The sequence below is a fragment of the Mycolicibacterium neworleansense genome (assembly GCF_001245615.1).
Classification (GTDB): Bacteria; Actinomycetota; Actinomycetes; order Mycobacteriales; family Mycobacteriaceae; genus Mycobacterium; species Mycobacterium neworleansense.
Map to the genome: position 1 here is coordinate 542484 of NZ_CWKH01000003.1, position 21788 is coordinate 564271.

The following is a 21788-nucleotide window of genomic DNA, read 5'->3' on the forward strand; positions in this document are numbered from 1 at the left end:
TGGCGTTGCGCCGCAGCTAAATTGGGCCTATCCGGCTGACATTGCCGCTGGCCCGCCAGCGAACCTAAGGCACCACGGGCACCGGCGATAGGTAGTGGCGATGTTGTTCATTTGCTGTTCGGCACATGATCACGAGAATTCACAGCTCGTACACAGGACCCGGCCAAGAAGCGTGAAAACGCAACGGCCCCCTCCGATTTGGAGGGGGCCGTCGTGTCGACTCAGGTGCTACTTGTCCTTGTTGTCTTTGGTGTCCTTGTGGTCCTTGGTGTCACCGGCGCTGTTGCCGGCCTTGGCGCCGGCGTCGGTGTCGGACTTGGCGGCTTCGTGCTTGTCGGCACCGGCCTTGGTGGTCGGCTTGAAGGCCTTCTCGAGGTTCTTCGTGGCGTTCTCGACAAACTTCTCACCGGCCGACTTCTTGCGCTCGGTGGCGCGAGACTTGGGCTCGAACTTGTTCGAAGCGCCCGCGGCGGCACCGGTGTCGGTCGTGTCAGCCGCTTCCGACTTTTCTTCGGCGGCAGGCTCTTTGACTTCCTTGACCTCTTTCTCCTCAACCTTCGGGGTGAGGCCGAGGTCCAGCTTCGGCAGCTTGGGCAGCTCGAACTTCGGAGCCTCGGGCGTGGAAACCTCGACGGCCGGTGTGCCCGTTTCGGTGCCGGTCTCGGTGGTCTCCTCGACCGTGCCCTCAACCTTGACGTCAGCTGTCTTGACGAGCTTGGAATCGACCGGAGCCTCAAGCTGCTCCGCGAGCTTCTTGAACGGCGACTCGATGTCCAGCTTGGGCGTCGGCAGACTCAGGAGCTTGCTGACGTTCGGCAGTGTCGTGGAGGTGACATCGGATTCCTCGGTGACCGCCGAATCCGCGGCGGTCTCCTCTCCGAAACCGATCTTCGACAGAAGCGATTCTGCGGGAGTCGGATTCGGGGTGGGGGTGCCCTGAGCGATGGCGTCCACGATGTAGGTGACAGCGGCGGTGATGCCGGTGTTCGCCCCGTAGCCGAAGAAGAACGAGTTGCTCAGATTCTGGGCGAATCCGCCGTCGGGCAGGTTGTCGTTCAGGATGCTGCCGACGACTGTCGCGGCTCCGCCACCGAAGAATTCGTCGACGCGCTTCGAGAGCTGCAGGCGCTGGGTCGGGTCGAACGCGTCGACGGCTGCGGCGACGATCACCGAACCGAGGTAAGCGAATTCGTTGAAGCCGGCCTCGAAGAAGATGTCATCGAGCGGCCCTATCGGCAGCAGGTTGTTGCTGAAGTAGTAAGCAAGGCCGGTGAATCCGTCCTTGCACACGGCGCCGGTCGCCGAGCAGTCACCCGGCGCGTAGACGTATTCGTTGGATTCGTTGCCGGCCGCGTCGTAGAACTGGGCACCGTCTGCCATGTCACCAACGGTGGCGGGGACAAGCGTCCCGTTGACCTTTTTATAGAGCGGCTTCTGCTCCGAGTCGACGAGCGGTGTGGTGTCCGGGGTGGTGTCCGTCGGGTTGGCGAGCTTGCCGTCGACGACGATGTAGCCGGAGGTGGGGGCGGTGGTCACGCCCTGGTAGTAGTACCCGCCGTAACCCTGGGTGAAGGCCTGCCACGCACCCTGCAGCGAGAGCGCCACCAGGTCGATCTGCTCCGCAGTCAGCGTCCGCTGAGTCGGGGCTTCCGTGCTCGAGGAAGCGACCGTAATCTCGTCACGCGGAACGAACAGTGCAGGGGTCCCGGCAACAAGCGCGCCGGCGCTGAGGAGTGCGACGCCAGTGGTGACGAGCGGACGAACTGCCATATGGGTGGGGCCCCTTTATCTCGAGCGGGAGCCGGGTTCCTGAGAACCCGTGCAGATACCTACGTAGAACCTTAGAAGTCCTTGAGAAGGGTAATTCCCGTCACCACCTCCCGCAACCTCTATCTACGCAGGACACGGGCCCCCGAGGCGTCCCTCCGACGCGACTTTCGCGGGGTGCTGCCGACGGATTTTTCGATGCAGACGCAACCATTCCGGGACGGTGCACGATCAGCTAATGACGAATACCGTCGCCGCGGGACGGATAAAACGCAAAGATGCGGGTTACCGCCCGTGGAATCCGCACCGCCACCCCCTACCGCATTGATCCGGCACACTTGCGTGGCTGGCCGGGCCGGCTCGGCGCAAACCCTGCCGCGAGGCGGCCCAAAGCCCTAGGTCAAGCGCATGACACTGCACCGACGATCACCGATCCAGCACGACCCGCGCCTGGGCTTCGTGTCCCGGACCGAGCCGCCGGAGACTCAGGCCCGTACGCCGGGCGAATGTTCCCATCGGAATTGGCCCGACTTGCGTTGCGAGAAAGCGGCGACGGTCGCCATTGATTCAAATCGGCTCGACGGAAAAACGGAATGCCATGATTCACCGGGCACCCCGGCCTTACGCCTAGGTCAATAAGGCCAGGTCACAGGCCCGCAGCGAACATCGGAGCGCATGAGAGAAACCTGAGATTGCGCGCCGCGTTTTACTACTTGTCGCCGCCGTCGCCCGAGTCGTCGTCGCCACCACCAGTGGCATTCTGGACGGCCTCTCCCAGCTTCTTCAGGAACTTGCTGCCGTTGGATTCGCCCTTCGGCCCGCCGTTACCGAACAGGATGGGCGGCGAGACCTTGTTGCCGGTCTTGGTGTTGACGCCCGTGCTCGGCTCTTCCTTCTCCGTCGCTACCTTCTCTTTGACCTTGACCGTGGTCGTGGGCTCGGGGTCGAGCTTGAGCTCCGGCAGCTTCAGCTCCGGTGCCTTGAACTCAGGAGCCTTGGGGGCCTCGAACTTCGGGAGATCCAGCTTCGGAAGCTCGACGCCGAGCGGGTTGGCTTCGGTACCGCCTTCGAGCGGGGCCTCGGGACCCTTGACCACGTCCTCGGTGGCATCGGGCTCTTGGACGAGTGTGGTGTCTTCTGCCGCGGGCGCCTTGATGGGCAGCTTCACCAGGTTCTTGAACGGCGACTCGAACTTCGGCGTCGACAGCTTCAGCAACGACCCCGCCTCGGGCAGCTCGGTGGTCGTCACACCCGACTCCTGCTTGGCCAGCAGCGTGGTGTCGCTGGCGCCCTCCTCCTCGGTCGAGAACAAGCCAGGGCCGGAGTCGAGCGGATTGATCAGGTTCGGCGTCGGTGTGGGGGTGCCCTGCGCAATCGCGTCCACGATGTAGGTGATCGTGGCGGTGATGCCGGTGTTGGCGCCGTATCCGAAGAAGAACGAGTTGGTCAGCCCGTAGGCGTAGCCGTCCTGGGGCAGGTTGTCCAGCAGCAGATTGCCGACGAGTTGCGTTGCGCCACCGTCGAAGAAGTCGTTGACACGTTTGGCCAGATCGAGCCGGCCGGTCGGGTCGACGTCGTCAATTGCCTCGGCGACGACCAGTATGGCCTGACGCGCCAGTTCGGTGAAGCCGCCCTCGAAGAAGATGTTGTCCACCGGCCCCAGCGGGAGGATGTTGTCACTCAGGTAGTACGCCAACCCCGGGAAGCCATCCAGGCACTCCGCCCCTTCTGCGGTGCAGTCGCCCGGGGCGTCCTCGTAAATCGGCTCTTCGGTCACCGGGTCGTAGCCAACGATCACCTGGCCCGGGATATAGATGCCGCCGTAACCTTGGGTGAACGACTGCCAGGCGCCCTGCAGTGACAGCGCGAGCAGGCGGATCTGTTCCTGCGTCAGCTTTTGCGGGGCCGGAGCCTCGGCCGCGACGGTGATTTCGCTCCGGGGCACGAACAGCGCCGGCGTCGTGGCGATGAGTGCGCCGGCGCTCAGAAGTGCCGCACCCGTGGTGACGAGCGGACGTACAGCCATATGGTGAGCCCCTTACATAGAGGACGAAAAACGGCCGTTTCCGAGAATCCGCATCAACGCCGGCGGCAACTTAGAAACTCCTGAGAATGCTAAGTGGCGACACCTTCTCCTGCAACCGATACGCGTCAATATTCATCCGACTTTCGCGCCGGATGTAGTGACACAAACCGTATTGTCACGATCGGCAATTCGCGACGATCGGAGCGGGGGCTTCCGCTCAGTGTGAGCTACTGCCCCGCAGGTCGCCGCCCATCCCGTTCGCAGTGAGCCTTGGCGGACCAATGGCCCGAGCTTATTTGATTGCGAATGCAATGAATCGAAAGTTGCGACGCCGCAACACCGCGATTATTGTTGCGTTACGCAATAGTTGCGCGGCGGAAAGGCAGCATGTCTTGGACGGCTCCACTTATTGCCGATGCAATTGACGGGCGCCATATTGAGCGTTTGAACGATTGCTTATCAACCGCGCGTTGAAGCTCCGTCGTCCTCGGCCGGTTCTGGCGCCGACGAGGCCGTCGCGCCATCGCCGCGTAGCTTGTTGGCCCAGGCTCGCACTCCGTCCAGCACCGGCCCACCCGCCCGGCGTGGACCCACAGCACGATCGCGGCCCAGCGCTTTCGGGGAGAAGTCCGGGCTCTTGCGCAGTAGTGGGCGGGCCGTCGGCTCCGGAGCCCGCGCCGGCCCGGCCGCAGAGCCACCGTCGCGCAGGATGTTTGCACCTTCCTCGAGCCCGGCGGTGAAATCATCGACGAACCGCTCGGTTTCGGCTCGGGTCGGGATCAGCCGGGCCGGCGTGTACTTCTGCGGGTTGGCCAACGGGTCGTTGTGCGGGTACCCGTAATCGACCACGGCCCGCAACGCCGGCGTGGCCGCGTCGGCCAGCAGGTTGCCCGGCTCCCCTAACGTGCGCAGCGGTGAGACCAGCGGCAGGTTCGTCGACTCGTAACCCACGTAGGTGGTGTCGCCGACCTTGCTGATCCGCACCGTGCCGTCGGCCGTCTCCCGCACGACGGTGCCGCCGGACTCCAGTGTTTCCCGGCACGCGGCGTCGCAGTCGCGCACGTTGCCCTCGGCGTCGACCGGGAAATCCAGGCTGTCCTGATCGAGCCGGCGGTCGAGGTACGCCATCAACGAGTTGGCCATGGCAGGTGCATTCCACAGGTAGGCCGGGATGTTGGAGTTGATGTCGTACTCGTAGACCACGTTGACGACGGGCACACCCGGGTCCGTCGGCGTCGGTATCGGATTCACCCCGATCACGGCGAAGAACGGCAGCCGGGTGCCGAATCCGCCGTTGGGGCTCGCCACGTTGTTGTCGAGTACATACAGCGAGGGTTGGGTGACCACCGGATCGTGGGTCAGCTTGCCGTACGTCAGCAGCAGGCTCGCATTGGCCGCACCCCAGCCCGAGGACAGCACCACATCGTCGTCGTCACCGCTGTTGTCCTGGATGGCCCGATAGATCCCGAACGGACCGGTGAAGAAGTTCGCGACCACCGGCTCGTCCTGCCCCTGCCGGTACAGCCCACCGTAGAAATCCGCGACGCCCGCGCCGCTCGGGTTCGTCGAACTCGAGCCGATGATGAGCGCGGACAACTGCACCGCGGTCACCGGCTGCGTCGCCGCCAGCGCGGCCACTGTCGCCAACGCCATCCCGCCCAGAAAGGAGGCCGGCAACACACGTTCGCCCAAGCGTTGTGCCATGCCGCCGCCTCCCAGCCCAATGCGAATGAGCAGAAGCTACCCGACGGCCGACGGCACCGTCAGCTGATGCGAGCTAGCGAGGCATGGCGATGCGCAACCCGGCCAACATCACCTGGGCGTCGGCCATGTAGGTCTCGTTGTTGGGTGCGGTGCTCTGCGCCAACGCCACCAGGTTCCACACCTTCGACCCGAGCGGCACCATCACCGTCACGCCGGTCACGTAGATCGTCTTGCCGCCGTCACTGGGCGGCACCGTGTAGTTGGCCATCAACGCCGGGAACCCGCATATCTCCGCGGGGACGTGGGTGATGTTCTGCCCGCCCCCGGCCTCGAAGCCCTGGATGCTGTCACTGAGCAGATCTTCGGGCGATCGGTTCCCGTCCGTCGCGTCCCCGGTGGCCACCGAGACAGCCGGATTCGTCACGCCGTCACTGAGGGACACATTACGCAGGACCAATCTGACTGCCCCCGTCGCCAACTCGGGCACCGGTTCCCAGCCCGGCGGCTGCGCGATCCGCACCCGGGGTTCGTCGGGCGCGGTCCCCGACAGCTCGATCCAGCGATCCGAATGCAACTGCTCGCACTGCTGCGCCTTATATGCGGGCGAGCCCGGCGAACCCGGCGATTGTCCGGGTGGCTCGAATCCGGCCGTCGCGGTGCCGTCCGTCAGATGCGTGCAGCCGCTCAGCATCATCGTGGCCACCAAGACGACCACGCCCGCCAGTCGATTCACACCATCCCCCATCGCGGTATCGGCCCCCACACTCACACCCCGGGCATCGTCAGGGCAAATGGGGGGTCGTCGCCGACTCCCTGAGGTTCTCCTGCCCGCGCTTCCAGCGGTCAATCCGCCAGCAGCCCCTACATCGACGAAGATGTCGCTGGACCGCCCTCGCCACGACATCTTCGTCGATTTGAGGGCAGCCATGAGAAAGGGCGGCAGTCATGTCCAGCTGCGTGCACGTTCCCCTGACGACGCAACGGGCACCGTTCGGCGTCGCGGTCCTCGGCGGTCCGACCACGGTGGTCGACATCGGCGGGTACCGGCTCATCTGTGACCCCACCTTCGATCCTCCTGGGGACTACGGCTACCTGCAGAAGCTCACTGGGCCCGCCGTCGACGAGACCGTTGTCGGTGATGTCGACGTCGCGCTGGTCAGCCATGACCTGCATTACGACAATCTCGACATCTCCGGCCGCGCGTTCGCGCTGGCCGCACCCGTCCTGCTCACGACACCCACCGCCGCCCCGCGTCTGGGCGGACCGTCAAAGCCGTTGGCGCCCTGGACGACGTGGGTGTCACCCGGCGGTGGACTGGAAGTGACCGCAGTCCCGGCCCGACACGGCCCAGCCGACGGCGAGCTCAACGAAGAAGGCTTCGTCAACTGCGAGGTCATCGGATTCGTCGTCAGCGCCACCGACGGTCCCAGGGTCTACATCAGCGGGGACAACACCGCCATCGCGATCGTCCGGGAGATCCGCGAACGCGTCGGCGACATCGATTGCGCGGTGTTGTTCGCGGGTTCGGCATCAGTACCGGCGAAGTTCGACGGGCGACCGCTCAGCCTGACCGCCGAGCGCGCCGCCGCTGCCGCAGAGGTGCTCGACGCGCCTCATGTCGTCGTCGCCCATCAGGACGGCTGGCGGCACTTCAGGCAGGGCCCTGCCGATACGGTCGCAGCCTTCCACGCCGGCGGCATCACCGAGAGGTTGTGTGGCGCCCCACTCGGACAGATGTGCAACCCATCCCATCGACCCGCCGCCACGGCCTAGCGCCGCCGCGAGTGCAGGTAGTCACCAACCACCGCGGCACCCAGGCCGTCGAGATCGGGCACCACCACACGCCCCTGCACACGGCGGGCCACCTGGTCGATGAACCGGGCCAGCCCCGGATCAGAGCCCAGCCTGAAGATCGTCACCTGTGCGCCGAGGCGGGCCACCTCGTCAAAACCCCGCACCGTGTGGCCGATGGTTCGCGGGTGCGGCGGGTAGTCGAAGAAGACTTCCGACCCGTGACCGTCACCGAAGTCTTCAAGGTGCGCGGTGGGCTCACCATCGGTCACCACGAGCACGACGGGCTGGGCGTTGGGATGACGACGCAGATGCCGCGTCGCCAGCGCGAGCGCATGGTGCAGATTGGTGCCCTGCTCGTACACGCCCTCCAGCCCCGTCAGCTCGCCCGCGGTCACCGTGCGGGCGTACCGGCCAAAGGCGATGATCTGCAATTCATCTGACCGGAACCGGGTGCTCACCAGGTGGTTGAGGGCCAGCGCGGTGCGCTTCATCGGCAGCCAGCGGTTCTCCATCACCATCGAGAACGAGGTGTCCACCAGCAGCGCCACGCAGGCCTGGGTGCGGGTCTCCGTCTCGGAGATCTCCACATCCTCGACCGCGAACCGGATAGGCCGCTCCACGAGTCCGGTGCCTGCCTGGCGCAGCACCGCGTTGGTCACCGTGCGGGTGACGTTCCACGGTTCGGTGTCACCGAACTGCCACGGCCGCGTGGCTCCGGTCAGCTCGCCGGCCGCACCGGCCCGGCGCGTGTCCCGCTCACCGTGACGCCCCGAAAGTTGTTGCGCCACATCACGCAGTGCGGTCTGGCCGAGCTGACGCATCGCCTTCGGCGACAGCCGCCACTGCCCGTCCGATCCACGGTCGATGAAGCCCTGGTTCACCAAGGCTTTCTCCAGTTCGGCCAGCGTTCGGGCGTCGATCGCGGCATCCTCACCGAGTTGACGGGCCAGCGACTCGAGGTCGACGTCATCCATCGACGCGCCGGCATAGCTCTGCGACAGCGCATCGGCCAACTGCTCAAGCTCGGCGATGTCGGACATCGCCTGGGCGCCCTCCCCCATGCCCAGCGGGTCCCCACCGGAGAAACGCTCCGAACCGGTCCAATCCTCACCCGGCCGCGCCGCCTGTAGGTGTGAGTCGAGCCGGTTCAGCGCGTTCATCAGCGACGGCGAACCAAAGGCCTGCTGCGCCAAGGCATCCAGTTCGGCGCGCTGCTCGGCCGACAGACTGTTGCGGAACCGCTGTGCGGCTGCCGCCCGCTGCGCCAGCGAGTCCAACAGCTCATCGATGTTCTGCGGGTTCTCCGGGAAGAACTCGCCGTGCTTTTCCATGAACTGTTGGAAGTCCTGCGGGGTGTCCTCCCCGCGGGCGTGCTTGTCCAGCAGATCGTTCAGGTCATCGAGCATGTCGTTGACCCGCTGCCGATCCTCGTCGGTGGCGTTCTCCAACGCCTCCTTCATGCCGGCGAAACGCTGGTCCAGCATCTCCCGGCCCAGCAGATCCTTGATCTGCTCGTACTTCTCCCGGGCCTCGGGGCTGCGCCAGTCATAGTCGGCGAGTTCCTGAACGGCCTTGGCCGGTGACGGCGAGAGTGCCTCCATCTGCAGTTCGCCAAACCGCGCATTGTCGTCGAGTGCGCGGGCCAGCTCCTTGCGCTCGGCCAGCACGGCCTCGTCGAGCAGCTTCTTGATCTCCTGCAGCGTGCCGTCAAGGTTGTGCCGCTGCAACAACTCCCGGCGCTTCCGGTTGGCCTCGGCGGCCAGCCGGTCGGTACCGCGCATGCCCTCGGTGCCGCGTCGCATCAGCTCGGAGAGCGCTCGGCGCGGCGAGCTGCCCTCCATGACGCTCTGACCGATCTGCTCGAGGGCGTCGCGCAGATCGATCGGCGGTGCCAAGGGGTCGGGGCCACCGGTGTATCGCGAATACCGCGAGGTGTGCCCGTGTCCCCGGCCGGGATCAGCCATAGACCGTCTCGCCCTCCCCCGTCACCTTGTCCACACGCTTGGCCAGATACAGCGCCTCCAAGGCCAATTCGACCGCAGCGGCCCGCTGCCCCACCGACACCGCACCCAACCGGGAAGCGAGCGTGTCGAGGACCGGCAGATCCGGCAGCGCGGCCAGGACGTCCTTTGCCGACACCCGTTCACCGGTGGTCACCGGGGAGCCCTCCTCGACCGCGGCCACCAGCGGGGCGACGTCGATGCCGCCCAGCAGCCGCTGTGCGGTGTCGGCGGTGGCGCGTCGCAGCAGGTGCTCCAGCACCGCCTGCTCGCGTCCCTCCTCGCCCGTCTCGAACTCCAATTTGCCACGCAGCACGTCGATCACGGTGGCCAGGTCGACCACCCGGGCCACCGGATCGTCCTCACCGAGAATCGCCGAGCGGTGCCGGGCCGAGGCCGCCACCGTCTCGGCTGCGGCGATCGCGAACCGCGCCGACACACCGGAACGCTGATCGATAGAGTTCGATTCACGCAGATTGCGGGCGAACCGCGCCAGCACCCCGAGCAGGTAATCGGGAACCTCGGCGGCCAGCTGGGCCTCCTGGCGGATCACCCCGACCTCGTCGTCGATCTCCAGCGGGTAGTGCGTGCGGATCTCGGCGCCGAACCGATCCTTGAGCGGGGTGATGATCCGGCCGCGGTTGGTGTAGTCCTCCGGGTTGGCGCTGGCCACGACGAGCACGTCGAGCGGCAGCCGCAACGTGTAGCCGCGCACCTGAATGTCGCGCTCCTCCATCACGTTGAGCATCGACACCTGAATCCGCTCGGCCAGATCGGGCAGCTCGTTGACGGCCACGATGCCGCGGTGCGCCCGCGGGATCAGCCCGTAGGCGATCGTTTCCGGGTCACCCAGGCTGCGCCCCTCGGCCACTTTGATCGGGTCGATGTCGCCGACGAGATCGGCCACGCTCGTGTCCGGCGTGGCCAGCTTCTCGGTGTACCGCTCACTGCGGTGTCGCCACTCGATCGGCAGATCGTCACCGGAATCGGCGGCACGGCGGATCGACTCCGGCGTGATCGGGCTGTACGGGTGCTCACCCAACTCCGATCCCGAGATCACCGGCGTCCACTCGTCGAGCAGCCCGGTCAGCGCGCGCAGTAGCCGCGTCTTGCCCTGACCGCGCTCACCGAGCAGCACCACATCGTGGCCGGCGATCAAAGCCCGCTCCAGCTGCGGGATCACCGTGTCGTCAAATCCCAGGATTCCCGGCCACACATCGCGGCGGTCCGCGAGGGCGGACAGCAGGTTCTCCCGAATTTCGGCTTTCACACCCCGCTCACGATGGCCGGAGGCACGCAGCTCACCGACGGTGCGAGGCAGATCCTTGGGTTGGCTCACCACTCCACGCTACGACTGAAGACGACCGCGCACATCGCCACCCGGCAGAACTGAGGTCACAGCGCCGCCCGCGGGCGCGAACCGCCGCATGTGGGCCACACAGCCCGACATACTCGTTGTCCGAGCGCCGCGACCGGTAGTCTGCGCTCCATGCCGTTGGCTAGCGGTCAGGAATTCGCCGGGTTCACCATCGTCAAGTTGGTGGGCACCGGTGGCATGGGCGAGGTCTATCTGGCGTCCCACCCGCGGTTACCCCGCGAGGACGCCCTCAAAGTGCTGCCCATCAGCGTCAGCTCGGACAACGAATTCCGGCAACGATTCATCCGTGAGGCCGACATGGCCGCCACCCTGTGGCATCCGCACATCGTCGGCGTCCACGACCGCGGCGAATTCGAGGGCCGCCTGTGGATCTCGATGGACTACGTCGACGGGCACGACGCCGCCAAGCTGCTGCACGACCAGTACCCCAAGGGGATGCCGGCCGAAGACGTCATCGAGGTCGTCACCGCCGTCGGCGACGCCTTGGACTACGCGCATCAGCGCAAGCTACTGCACCGGGATGTGAAGCCGGCCAACATCCTGCTCACCAGCAAACAGGGCGCCAAGCGCCGCATCATGCTGACCGACTTCGGCATCGCGCGGCGCGCGGACGAGGTCAATGGACTCACGTCGACCAACATCACCGTGGGTTCGATGTCCTACACCGCGCCCGAGCAGCTGATGGGCCAGCCCCTTGACGGCCGGGCTGACCAGTACTCGCTGGCCGCCACCGCCTATCGCCTGTTCACCGGCACCCCGCCGTTCGCGCACAGCAACCCGGCCGTGGTGATCAGCCACCACCTGAACTCCCCACCGCCCAAGCTCGCCGACACGAAACCCGAACTGGCCGTATTCGATTCGGTGATGGCCAAGGCGCTGTCGAAGGACGCCAAGGACCGCTACGACACCTGCCACGACTTCGCCGTCGCACTGGCCGAGGCAGCCACCGGAACCACCCCCGAGGTGCGCACCCCGGCACCCACTCACGAGCCGGCGCCGCCGACCACCCCGCTGATCATCCCGAAGCCGGTGAACCCGCCGCCCGCCCCGCTGTCGCCGTCGAACCCGAGGCCCGTTCCCCCGTCGGAACCGCCGGTGTTCACCTCATCTTGGGCGGGCAACGAAACGTCTTCCCGCAAACCCGTTGCGGGCGCACCGGTCGCCATGCCGGGCGTCGTCGGACCGGCCGGGCCGGTTGGGCCGCCGCAGACCAACTTCGGGCCGCCCCCGCTGCCGCACACCCCGATCCCGAAGAAGTCGGGTAACCGGCGCGGCCTCGTCATCGCCGCCGCCGCCATCGGCGCGGTGATCCTGCTCGTCGGCGGCATCACGATGGCAATGACGTCCGGCGACGAAAACGGCGGCGGCGGCGGTGAGACCACCTCCGCGGTCGCCACCGATACGTCGGCGGAAACCACCACCTCGCCCGCACCGCCGGGCCACGCCTTCACCATCGCCGACTACATCAAGCAGAGCGGCATCGTCGAAACACCGGTCCACCGCGGTGATCCGGGCGCACCGGTGTTCACCATGCCGACCCCGCCCGGATGGATCGACGCCGGCCCGCGCACCCCGGCCTGGGCCTACTCGGCGATCGTGAACGATCCGGTGAACCCGACCGAACCGCCGTCGGTCGTCTCGCTGATCTCCAGGCTGGCCGGCGACGTCGACCCCAACAAGCTGCTCGAGTTCGCACCCAACGAGCTGCAGAACCTGGCCGACTACAAGCCGAGCGGCGACGTGACCCGCGGGAACATCAGCGGATTCCCCACCGTGCACCTGGCCGGCACCTACGCCAAGGGCGGCCAGCGTCGGGCCATCACCCAGACCACCGTCGTGATCCAGGCGCCCGGCAACGTCTACGTGCTGCAGATCAACGCCGACGCCACCGAACGTGACAAGACCGCCCTGACCGACATCAACAAGGCGATCGAGGGCCAGGCCACCATCACCGTGCCCTGAGCCACGAGTTACTTCAGGTACCCAGTACCCTTGGTACCGTGAATTCGCTCGATTGGCGTAGCCGCCCGGCCACCGTGCACTTCGGCCCCGCATCTCTGCAGTCCAGGGCACTCGGCTGGACCACCGCGATCTTCGTCCGCCCATTGCTGGGTCTACTGACCCTGATCGGAATGGGCATCAACCGCGTCGCCCCCGATGTGTTGCAGCGCGCGCACCTCGACGTCATCGACCGGCCCCTGCGGTTCATCAAGCCGCTGCCCGGTACCGAGGTGACACCGGTGGCGCTGCCCCACTGCCCGGCCGAATGGGTGATCGCACCCGAGGCCCGCGATTCCGATCGGGTGATCGTCTACCTGCACGGCTCGGCGCTGGTGACCCTTGGCCTGAACTCACACCGCCGTTTCGTGTCGAAGCTGTCTGCCGCCACCGGGGCACGTGTGCTCAACGTGGGCTACCGGCTGGCCCCGCAGGCCGACATCGACGACGCCGTCGCCGACGGACTCGACGGCTACCGCCTGGCCCTGTCCCTTGGGTTCGCCCCCGAAAAGATTGTCCTGGCCGGCGATTCGGCCGGCGGACTGTTCGCCGCCGACACCGCCCTGGCCGCCCGCGACGCCGGGCTGCCGGTGCCCGCCGGGCAGGTCCTGCTCTCGCCACTGACGTCATCCGACATGGACCTGAAATACCGTGCCCTGCAAGAGCATCGCGACGTGATGTTCCCGTTCATGACGGTGAAGTTCATCTACGACGTGTTCGCCACGGTCAACGGCACCCGGCCCACACCGGTGATGCCGCCCGAGGCGGACCTGCACGGGCTCGGGCCGTTCCTGCTCCAGGTCGGTACGCACGAGATGCTGCTGAACGACACCTTCGCCCTGGCCGACAAGCTTCAGGCCGCCGGCGTTCCGGCGTGGGTTCAGGTGTGGGACAGGGCGATGCACATGTTCCAGCTGAGCTTCGACGTCAACCCCGACGCGCGTCAGGCGGTCGAGGAGATCACGTCATTCATCGCATACGCGACCGCTGAGGTCGAGGACGAGGTGAGCGCGTAGAGGCTCTTCGTGGTGCATTAGTCCTGCGCCGCTTTCTACCCCTGGGTCGTAGATCGCCTGCTGTAGCGACCCCCTGGTAGAAAGCGATGAGCAGCGCGGCGCACCAAATTGATCCACAGCGCGCGGTTCATCCCCAACCTCAGCTGAAGCGTGCGTGGGCACCGTCATTCCGTCGGTCATGCCCTCGACCATCGGTGCCATGGACGCACCATTCATCGGAACCGAAGCGATCGCAGCCGGCGTTCTTACGCCAGGGCAACTGCGATGGCGTTATGCCGCCGCACATCCGCGCGTCTACCTACCGAAGGACGCCGTTCGATCACTGCGCGCCAACACCATGGCCGCATGGCTGTGGACCGGCCGCCGCGGGATCATCGCCGGTCGGGCAGCGGCGGCGCTGCACGGCGCGCAATGGGTTGACGACAATGCGCCTGTAGAGCTGATCGCCGAGCACGGACGTCGTCGGCCCGGCATCATCGTGCGCGAGGAGCGCATCAGTCCCGACGAGGTCTGCCGCATAGGCGATTTCAACGTCACCACGCCACTGCGAACCGCCCTTGATCTGGCTCGGTTTCTTCCCCGTGACGAGGCGGTCGCCCACCTCGACGCGCTGGCCATGGCGACGGGTGTCGAAGCCGGCCGAGTGCTCGAATTGGCTGCTCGCTTTCGCGGCCTGCGTGGAATCCGAGGTGCCCGGACAGCACTCGACCTGATGGATCCCGGCGGGCAATCTCCGAAAGAGACCTGGCTGCGGCTACTCCTCATCGATGCAGGTTTCCGACGCCCGCGCACGCAGATCCGAGTGAGCGACGGCTTCAACGAGGCATTCATCGACATGGGTTATGACGACGTCAAGGTGGGCCTGGATTACGAAGGTAAGCACCACGCCACGGATCGACCGCGGTATGTGCATGACATCGGCCGCAGCGAACTCATCGAACGTGAAGGCTGGATCGACATCCGAGTCGTCGCTGAACACAGCAAGGCGTTCATCCTTCACCGGGTTCGAGAGGCCTTTGCTCGACGCGGTGCTTCGCCGTTTCCTACTCCTGGGTCGTGATCGTGAGCCCGCCACAGTCCAGGTGTAGAAAGCCGTGCAGGCACGCGCGGCAGCTGATCACCGTTTCCTACGCCCGGGTCGCCAAACCACGCGATCAACAACCCAGGTGTAGGAAACGGCGCACGCACCAACAGATAACTAGTGAGCGAAATGCCTTGCGCCGGTGAGGTACAGCGTGATGCCGGCAGCCTCGGCGGCCGCAGTCACCTCGGCGTCACGCACCGATCCACCCGGGTGCACGATCGCCTTGACGCCGGCATTCGTCAGCGTCTCCAAGCCGTCGGGGAACGGGAAGAACGCATCGGAGGCGCCCACCGACCCGGCGACGCGGTCACCCGCACGCTGCACGGCCAGCCCGGCCGCGTCAACGCGATTCACCTGTCCCATACCGACACCCACGGTCGCGCCGTCCTTGGCGACCACGATCGCGTTGGACTTCACCGCGCGGCAGGCCCGCCAGGCGAACACCAGATCACTCAGTGTCTGCGGGTCGGCCGGCTCACCGGTGGCCAGGATCCAGTTCGCCGGATCGTCACCCGGGGCATCGAGAGCGTCGCGCTGCTGCAGCAGCACCCCACCACTGATCTGGCGCAGCTCGATGCCACCGACCAGCGGCTCGGAGGCCACCAGGATACGGATGTTCTTCTTGCGGGCCAGGATTTCGACCGCGCCGGGCTCATAGGCCGGGGCGATGATGACCTCGGTGAAGATGTCGGCGACCGTCTCGGCCATCTCGACGCTGACCTCGGTGTTGGAGGCGATGACGCCACCGAACGCGCTCAGCGGATCACACTCGTGGGCCTTACGGTGCGCGTCGGCCACCGACTCCGACGAGATCGCGATGCCACACGGGTTGGCGTGCTTGATGATCGCCACGCAGATCTCTTCGTGGTCGAACGCCGCCCGCCACGCCGCGTCAGCGTCGGTGTAGTTGTTGTAGGACATCTCCTTGCCGTGCAACTGCTCGGCCTGAGCCAGTCCGGGCCACGCGGAGTCGTCGCGGTACACCGCGGCCTGCTGATGCGGGTTCTCGCCGTAGCGCAGCACCGCACTGCGATGCCAGGTGCCACCGAACCACTGCGGCAGCTTCTGGGCGGGCTCTTCCGGCGCCAGCGTCGACCCCATCCAGCTCGCCACCGCCACGTCGTACTCGGCGGTGTGCCGGAAGGCCAAGGACGCCAGGATCTTCCGCTCGGCCAAGGTGAAGCCACCGGCCCGCACCGCTGCCAGCACGCCGTCATAACCCAGGGGGTCGACCACGACGGCCACGCTCGGGTGGTTCTTGGCAGCTGCACGCACCATCGACGGGCCGCCGATGTCGATCTGCTCGACACACTCGTCCACCGATGCCCCGGACTCGACGGTCTCGGAGAACGGGTACAGGTTCACCACCACGAGCTCGAACGCCTCGACCTCGAGTTCGGCCAGCGCGGCAACGTGTTCGGGCTTGCGGGTATCGGCCAGCAGACCGGCGTGCACCCGCGGGTGCAGGGTCTTGACCCGGCCGTCGAGCACCTCCGGGAAACCCGTCACGTCTTCCACCGGGGTCACCGGAACGCCAGCGGCGGCAATGGTTTTGGCGGTCGACCCGGTGGAGACGATGGCCACGCCCGCCTCGTGCAGGCCGCGGGCCAGATCGGCCAGGCCGGTCTTGTCATAGACACTGATCAGCGCTCGCCGGATCGGTTTCTTCTCGCTCACCCTATGGTCGCCTTTCGTCCAGTCCAGGTCACGCCGCGGGTTGCCAGCGCGGCCAGCACATCCACCAGCAGTCGACGTTCGACCACCTTGATGCGCTCATGCAAAGTCTCTTCGGTGTCATCATCGAGCACCTCGATGGCCTGTTGGGCCAGAATCGGCCCGGTATCCATACCGGAGTCCACGAGATGCACGGTGCAGCCCGTCACCCGCACGCCGTAGGCCAATGCCTCGGGCACCGCGTGCGCCCCGGGAAACGCGGGCAGCAACGCCGGATGAGTGTTGACCACCCGGCCCGGGAAGCGGGAAAGGAATTGGCTGCCCAGAATTTTCATGAACCCGGCCGAGACCACCAGATCCGGCTCGTGTTCGGCGGTGGCCGCGGTGAGTGCGGCATCCCAGGCGTCGCGCTCCGAATAGTCGCCCAACCGGACGGAGTAGGACGCCACCCCGGCCGACGATGCGATGTCCAGGGCGGCGCATTTGCGGTCGGTTCCGACGGCGACGACGCGCGCCGGATAGTCGTCGACGGCGGCAGCCAGTAGCGAGGCGAGCAACGACCCTGTCCCCGAAGCCAGCACTACCAGCCGTGCCGGTGCACTCGGAGGCACATGTAACGGTTGCTGCACGCGCAGCAGCCTAGTCGCCCGCACGACGCGGCTGATCGCCGGTCACATCGTCGTCGGGAATGTCGTCGACGATGAAGTGCTCCTCGGGATCGTCATCGAGGTCTTCGTAGCGCCGCGGACGTGGTTCGTAGACGGTTTCCTGCACGTCGTCGTAGTCCTCCGGCTCGTCCGCCGGGGGCTCCTCGGCCGACCATGACACCAACGGCTGGTCGGGTTCGGGCTCGGGTTCCGCTTCGATGTACTCGGATTCGACCTCGTCGACGCACTCGTCGGCTTCGTCGAATTCGGGCTCGGGCACGGGCTCGGGCTCAGCCTGTGGCTCGGCCGGCTCAGGCGGTGCCGGCGTGGGCGGGGTCACAGGCTTGGGTTTGCGGGTCAAGCCACCAGACATCACCACCGTCAGCCCGCCGATACCGGCGAACCAGAGGAACACCGCCGGCGCGAACGTCGACTGGTCCACCCCGACGTCGCCGAAGTTGCCCAGCCGGCCACCACCGGCGTAGCCGAGCAGCGCCATCGTCACCGCCGCCAGCACCGAGGCCACCAGCAACTTGGCTGCGGCCGGGCCGATCGGCAGCGGACGCCGTGCGCACTGCTGGCCCAGCGCCACCGCCGAGGCCGCCCCGACGATCAGCAGGGCCACCCAGATCGGTCCCAGCGGCGGCGTCGGCACCGCGGCCAGCACCGGCACGGCGGGAATGTCGCCGCCAAACACGGTGAACGAACTGAAGGCGGCCAAGCCGACGTGGGCGCTGGATCCGACCGCGATGGCCGAGGCGCCCACGATCACGTTGGGGATGTAGAGGATCGACAGCAAGGTGAGGCTGAGCTGGCCGAACAAACTGTCGGTGATCGCGAACAGGTCGTGCATCGTGCCCCAATGCACCACCAGCGACGCGGCCGTGACGGCACCGGAAAGCCCGAACAGGGCCAGCACGCCGGCGGTCGCGGCGCGGAACGCCTCTGGCAGCCAGTCCGGCAGCAGCGAGGCGGCCCGTGACGTGGTCGAGGCGCGGTGACCGATTTTTGACCCGACGCCGATCAGCGCCCCGATCAGATGCACGATCAGCACACTGCAGAACGCGCGCAGAGCGCTGGGAGTTTGTAGTTCGCTGATCACCGAGGCGGCGTCATGAATGACGGCCAACAGGATGGCCGCGATCAGAATGGGCCCGCCCAGAGCTGAGGCGACGACCCAGCGGGTGACGAGCCAAGAGGAATTGGGGGCGGTTGCCGTGGCCGTCGTGCGCGCGGTGCCCCAGATCATCGCCAGTACGGGCAGCAGGGGCATCACCCCGAGTTCGCGGCCACCGATCGACACCGGTACCTGGTGCACGCCCAGCCACATGCTGGAGATCGCACCCAGCGCGCCCGTCATGTCGCTGTTGGCGATCAGCAGCTGCAACAGCACAATCGCGGCGATGACCACCAGCGCGACCACGGACGGCCCGAACGCGACCCGGAGCAACTCACGTGCCTGGCGGGTGCCGACTGGCCGGTTACTCACTTGGTGGGCTGCTCCTCGCAATGATCGGCGCGTGCGCGGGAAGCGCACGCGCCGATCAGCTTACGACGATGCAGGGCCAGATTGCTGTGAAGGCGACTGCTGTGCCTGCGGCTGTGCCGGAACGGCAGTGGTGGGCGCCGAGGAGCCCGACTGCTGCGGCTGGCCGTAAGTGGGGTAACCGGTCGGCGGGGTCGGCGGGCCACTCGGCTGCTGACCCTGCGGGCCCTGCGGGGTCTGCACGGGGAAACCACCGGTGCTCGGACCGCCGGAGTAACCGCCGTACTGCGACGGGTAGCCGGGGCGCTGCGGCTGGGCCTGCTGGTAGGGCTGGCCACCGTGCTGCGGCTGGTGCTGCTGGCCGTAGTACTGCGACGGGCCACCGTACTGGCCGTACTGCGGCTGCTGGTCGAACTGGGGCTTGGGTGCCGGCGGGGGGATGACGCCCGCATCGAACAGCAGCGCCGTGATCGCGGCACCGGCCTGGACGAGAGTCAGGACGAGCAGAACCCAGACGGTCCAGTCAGCGTCTCCGCCCGCAGCGACCGAGAGGCTGATGGACAGCAGCAAGCCGAGGGTGGACAGCACGGCCGCCAGGGCCACACGGTTCTTCTGCTTCGGCAGCACGCTGACGCCGGCCACGAGGCCGGCCAACACCGGAACGGCCACCACCAGTGAACCCACCACCGCCTGAACCTCGAAGGCGAAGCTCACGAAGTAGATGAGCAGGCCCACACCTGCCACGACAGCCAGCAGGATCTCGGGCAACTTGTTCTCACCGGGGGCCGCATTGGCCGGTGCGGCCGGAGCGGCGGGCACAGGAGCGGGGACAGCCTTGGCGAACTGCTGAGTTGCATCGAACTGGGAGCCCGACTGCGGCGGGTATCCGGGGTTACTGGGCGGGTAGGTCATGACCTCTCCTGTGCTATCGAGCTTCGCGACGTGTGTTCACGCAGGCATGAATACCGACCACGTGAGCGATTCGAGCTTCCACGCTAGCGCACCCAGCTGGGTGCTGGGCGCGCGTGCTTGATGTCAGCGCGGTCTCAAGCCGATACCAGGACGGGCGCGTCGGCGGAATCCGTTTCGGCTGACTCGATTTCGCGGACGAGTGGCAGCACCTTCGCGCCGAAGTACTCGATTTCCTCTTGGAAATGCAGGAATCCGCCCAGGATGAGGTCCACGCCACGTTTGCGGTATGCGGCAATACGTTCGGCGATCTGCTCGGGTGTGCCGATCAGTTGTGTGCGGAAGCCGTCGTTGTACTGCACCAGGTCCTCGAAGCTGGAATCCGCCCACATTCCCTTCTTGTCACCGGTGGAGTTGCCGGCCTGCTGCACCGCGCTGCGGAAGCCTTCGACGGCGGGCTTGTTGGCCTTGGCGACGATCTCTTTGAGCGTCTCTTTCGCTTCCTTCTCGGTGTCGCGGGCGATGATGAAACCGTTGAGGCCGAACTTCACCTCTCTATTGGCGTCACGGGCGTGGTCACGCACCTCGACGACCTGTTCGGTGATGCCCGCGAAGTCTTTGCCGTTGGAGAAGTACCAGTCCGCGTAGTGGCCGCCGTTGCGCCGCGCGGCGGTGGAGTTGCCGCCCTGGAACAGCTCGGGGTTCGGGCGCTCGGCGGTGTTCAGCGGCTTGGGCTTGAGGGTGAAATCGTGGATGCGGTAGAAATCGCCGCGGAAATCGACGTCGTCTTCGGTCCAGATCTTCCGGAGAACCTGCAGGAATTCCGCGCTGCGCCGGTAGCGCTCATCGTGTTCGAGCCACGGCTCGCCCAGGTGGGTGAACTCGTCTTTGAACCAGCCGGAGACCACGTTGACGGCGAAGCGGCCGTTGCTGAGATGGTCTGCGGTGGCGCCGAGCTTGGCCAGCACGGCCGGCTGCCACAGGCCCGGATGAACCGCGGCGATGACCTTGAGCCTTTCGGTGGCCAGCAACAGCGCCAGGCTGAAACTGGTGGACTCGTGCTGGTACTCGGCGCCGTAACTGGCCTCATAGCGAACCTGGCTCAGGGCATATTCGAACCCGTTGTTCTCCGCGGTCTGCGCCAGCTTCTTGTTGTACTCATAGTTCCAGTCCGTGCGCTGCTCGATATCGCTGGTGACCAGGCCGCCGCTGACGTTGGGCACCCAGTAGGCGAACTTGACGTGGTCGGCGATGCGTTCAGTCGTCATGCCGGAGATCCCAGCAAAGACGTGGCCGCACGTCGCGGGTATCACTCGCGGTGAAGTTTTCTCCCGCCTTTCTCCGTTTTGGGCCACCCAACGAGACGGTCCGTCTTGCTACTCGGACTGAAACACGTTCTAATTCTGGTCATGGACTATGGGCTTGTTCTCTTCACCAGTGACCGCGGCATCGCCCCGGCCAAGGCCGCCAAATTGGCCGACGATCACGGCTTCACCACCTTCTACGTGCCCGAGCACACCCATATCCCGATCAAGCGGGAAGCTGCTCATCCGACCACCGGAGACGAGTCCCTGCCCGACGACCGCTACATGCGCACCCTGGATCCGTGGGTGTCGCTGGGCACCGCATGCGCCGTGACGTCGCGGGTGCGGCTGTCGACGGCTGTCGCGCTGCCGGTCGAGCATGACCCGATCACCCTGGCCAAGTCCATCGCCACCCTGGACCACCTGTCCGGCGGTCGCGTATCGCTGGGTGTCGGATTCGGTTGGAACACCGACGAACTCGCAGACCACAACGTTCCCCCGGGCCGGCGCCGCACGATGCTGCGCGAGTACCTGGAAGCGATGCGCGCGTTGTGGACCGAAGAAGAAGCCTCGTACGAAGGCGAATTCGTGAACTTCGGTCCGTCCTGGGCTTGGCCCAAGCCGGTGCAGTCACACATCCCGGTGCTGGTCGGCGCGGCCGGTACCGAGAAGAACTTCAAGTGGATCGCGAAGTCGGCAGACGGCTGGATCACCACACCGCGGGACTTCAACATCGACGAGCCGGTCAAGCTGCTGCAGGACACCTGGGCCGCGGCCGGGCGCTCCGGCGCTCCTCAGATCGTGGCGCTGGACTTCAAGCCGGACCCCGACAAGCTCGCGCACTGGCGTGAACTGGGCGTGACCGAGGTGTTGTTCGGCCTGCCCGACAAGTCCGAGGCCGAGGTGTCGACATACGTCGAGCGGCTCGCCGGCAAGCTGGCGTCGCTGGTCTAGTTCGCGGCGCTTGATACGCCGAGATCAACGCCATGGTCGTACAGCTT

The 21788-nt window shown here is 66.4% G+C and carries 16 protein-coding genes; 5 read left to right on the plus strand and 11 right to left on the minus strand.

All coding sequences use genetic code 11. The features are described 5' to 3' along the window. Window positions 1–228 precede the first annotated feature (228 nt). The 4 genes from BN2156_RS27155 to BN2156_RS27170 all read right to left on the minus strand — a co-directional run bounded on the left by BN2156_RS27155 (window position 229) and on the right by BN2156_RS27170 (window position 6260). A complete protein-coding gene (locus BN2156_RS27155; protein WP_090518050.1) occupies window positions 229–1770 on the minus strand; it encodes a hypothetical protein in 1542 nt (513 codons plus the stop codon). A 706-nt stretch (window positions 1771–2476) separates the two neighbouring features. After that, window positions 2477–3793: a hypothetical protein gene (locus BN2156_RS27160; protein WP_090518051.1), complete on the minus strand. Its 1317-nt coding sequence runs from the start codon at window positions 3791–3793 to the stop codon at window positions 2477–2479. A gap of 459 nt (window positions 3794–4252) precedes the next feature. Then, window positions 4253–5497 (minus strand): PE-PPE domain-containing protein, encoded by a 1245-nt coding sequence (locus tag BN2156_RS27165; RefSeq protein ID WP_090518052.1) that lies wholly within the window; start codon window positions 5495–5497, stop codon window positions 4253–4255. A gap of 73 nt (window positions 5498–5570) precedes the next feature. Further along, the gene (locus BN2156_RS27170; protein WP_090518053.1) at window positions 5571–6260 is read right to left on the minus strand and encodes a hypothetical protein; all 690 of its coding nucleotides are present in this window, start codon (window positions 6258–6260) and stop codon (window positions 5571–5573) included. Window positions 6261–6442: 182 nt separating this feature from the next. Here BN2156_RS27170 and BN2156_RS27175 point away from each other — a divergent pair, with 182 nt between their 5' ends. Then, window positions 6443–7270: an MBL fold metallo-hydrolase gene (locus tag BN2156_RS27175; RefSeq protein ID WP_090518054.1), complete on the plus strand. Its 828-nt coding sequence runs from the start codon at window positions 6443–6445 to the stop codon at window positions 7268–7270. Here BN2156_RS27175 and BN2156_RS27180 read toward each other — a convergent pair. Next, window positions 7267–9255: a vWA domain-containing protein gene (locus tag BN2156_RS27180; protein WP_090518055.1), complete on the minus strand. Its 1989-nt coding sequence runs from the start codon at window positions 9253–9255 to the stop codon at window positions 7267–7269. The two genes, BN2156_RS27175 and BN2156_RS27180, sit on opposite strands and share 4 nt — an antisense overlap. Beyond that, window positions 9248–10630, minus strand: coding sequence for a sigma 54-interacting transcriptional regulator (locus BN2156_RS27185; protein WP_162490981.1), 1383 nt, complete (start codon window positions 10628–10630; stop codon window positions 9248–9250). Before BN2156_RS27185 ends, BN2156_RS27180 begins: the two co-directional genes overlap by 8 nt. A gap of 150 nt (window positions 10631–10780) precedes the next feature. On the opposite strand from BN2156_RS27185, the gene BN2156_RS27190 reads away from it, so the two are divergent. The 3 genes from BN2156_RS27190 to BN2156_RS27200 all read left to right on the plus strand — a co-directional run bounded on the left by BN2156_RS27190 (window position 10781) and on the right by BN2156_RS27200 (window position 14743). Then, the gene (locus tag BN2156_RS27190; protein WP_090518057.1) at window positions 10781–12631 is read left to right on the plus strand and encodes an LpqN/LpqT family lipoprotein; all 1851 of its coding nucleotides are present in this window, start codon (window positions 10781–10783) and stop codon (window positions 12629–12631) included. Window positions 12632–12669: 38 nt separating this feature from the next. Continuing rightward, on the plus strand, window positions 12670–13683 hold the full coding sequence (locus BN2156_RS27195; RefSeq protein ID WP_090518058.1) for an alpha/beta hydrolase: 1014 nt from the start codon (window positions 12670–12672) through the stop codon (window positions 13681–13683). A 199-nt stretch (window positions 13684–13882) separates the two neighbouring features. Further along, entirely contained in the window at window positions 13883–14743 is an 861-nt protein-coding gene (locus BN2156_RS27200; RefSeq protein WP_090518599.1) for a type IV toxin-antitoxin system AbiEi family antitoxin, read from the plus strand. Between the two features lie 138 nt (window positions 14744–14881). Here BN2156_RS27200 and purH read toward each other — a convergent pair whose 3' ends face one another. The 5 genes from purH to sfnG all read right to left on the minus strand — a co-directional run bounded on the left by purH (window position 14882) and on the right by sfnG (window position 20751). Continuing rightward, window positions 14882–16444: a bifunctional phosphoribosylaminoimidazolecarboxamide formyltransferase/IMP cyclohydrolase gene (purH, locus tag BN2156_RS27205; RefSeq protein ID WP_090518059.1), complete on the minus strand. Its 1563-nt coding sequence runs from the start codon at window positions 16442–16444 to the stop codon at window positions 14882–14884. Then, window positions 16441–17070 carry a phosphoribosylglycinamide formyltransferase gene (gene purN / locus BN2156_RS27210; protein WP_162490982.1) on the minus strand — a complete coding sequence of 210 codons (630 nt, stop codon included), beginning with the start codon at window positions 17068–17070 and terminating at the stop codon, window positions 16441–16443. Before purN ends, purH begins: the two co-directional genes overlap by 4 nt. Before the next feature lie 10 nt (window positions 17071–17080). Beyond that, entirely contained in the window at window positions 17081–18577 is a 1497-nt protein-coding gene (locus BN2156_RS27215) for a cell division protein PerM (protein ID WP_090518061.1), read from the minus strand. A gap of 60 nt (window positions 18578–18637) precedes the next feature. Next, window positions 18638–19486, minus strand: coding sequence for a DUF5336 domain-containing protein (locus BN2156_RS27220; RefSeq protein ID WP_090518062.1), 849 nt, complete (start codon window positions 19484–19486; stop codon window positions 18638–18640). 134 nt (window positions 19487–19620) lie between these two features. Further along, window positions 19621–20751 (minus strand): dimethylsulfone monooxygenase SfnG, encoded by a 1131-nt coding sequence (sfnG, locus tag BN2156_RS27225; protein WP_090518063.1) that lies wholly within the window; start codon window positions 20749–20751, stop codon window positions 19621–19623. A gap of 141 nt (window positions 20752–20892) precedes the next feature. Here sfnG and BN2156_RS27230 point away from each other — a divergent pair, with 141 nt between their 5' ends. Next, window positions 20893–21741: an LLM class F420-dependent oxidoreductase gene (locus tag BN2156_RS27230; RefSeq protein ID WP_090518064.1), complete on the plus strand. Its 849-nt coding sequence runs from the start codon at window positions 20893–20895 to the stop codon at window positions 21739–21741. Window positions 21742–21788 lie beyond the last annotated feature (47 nt).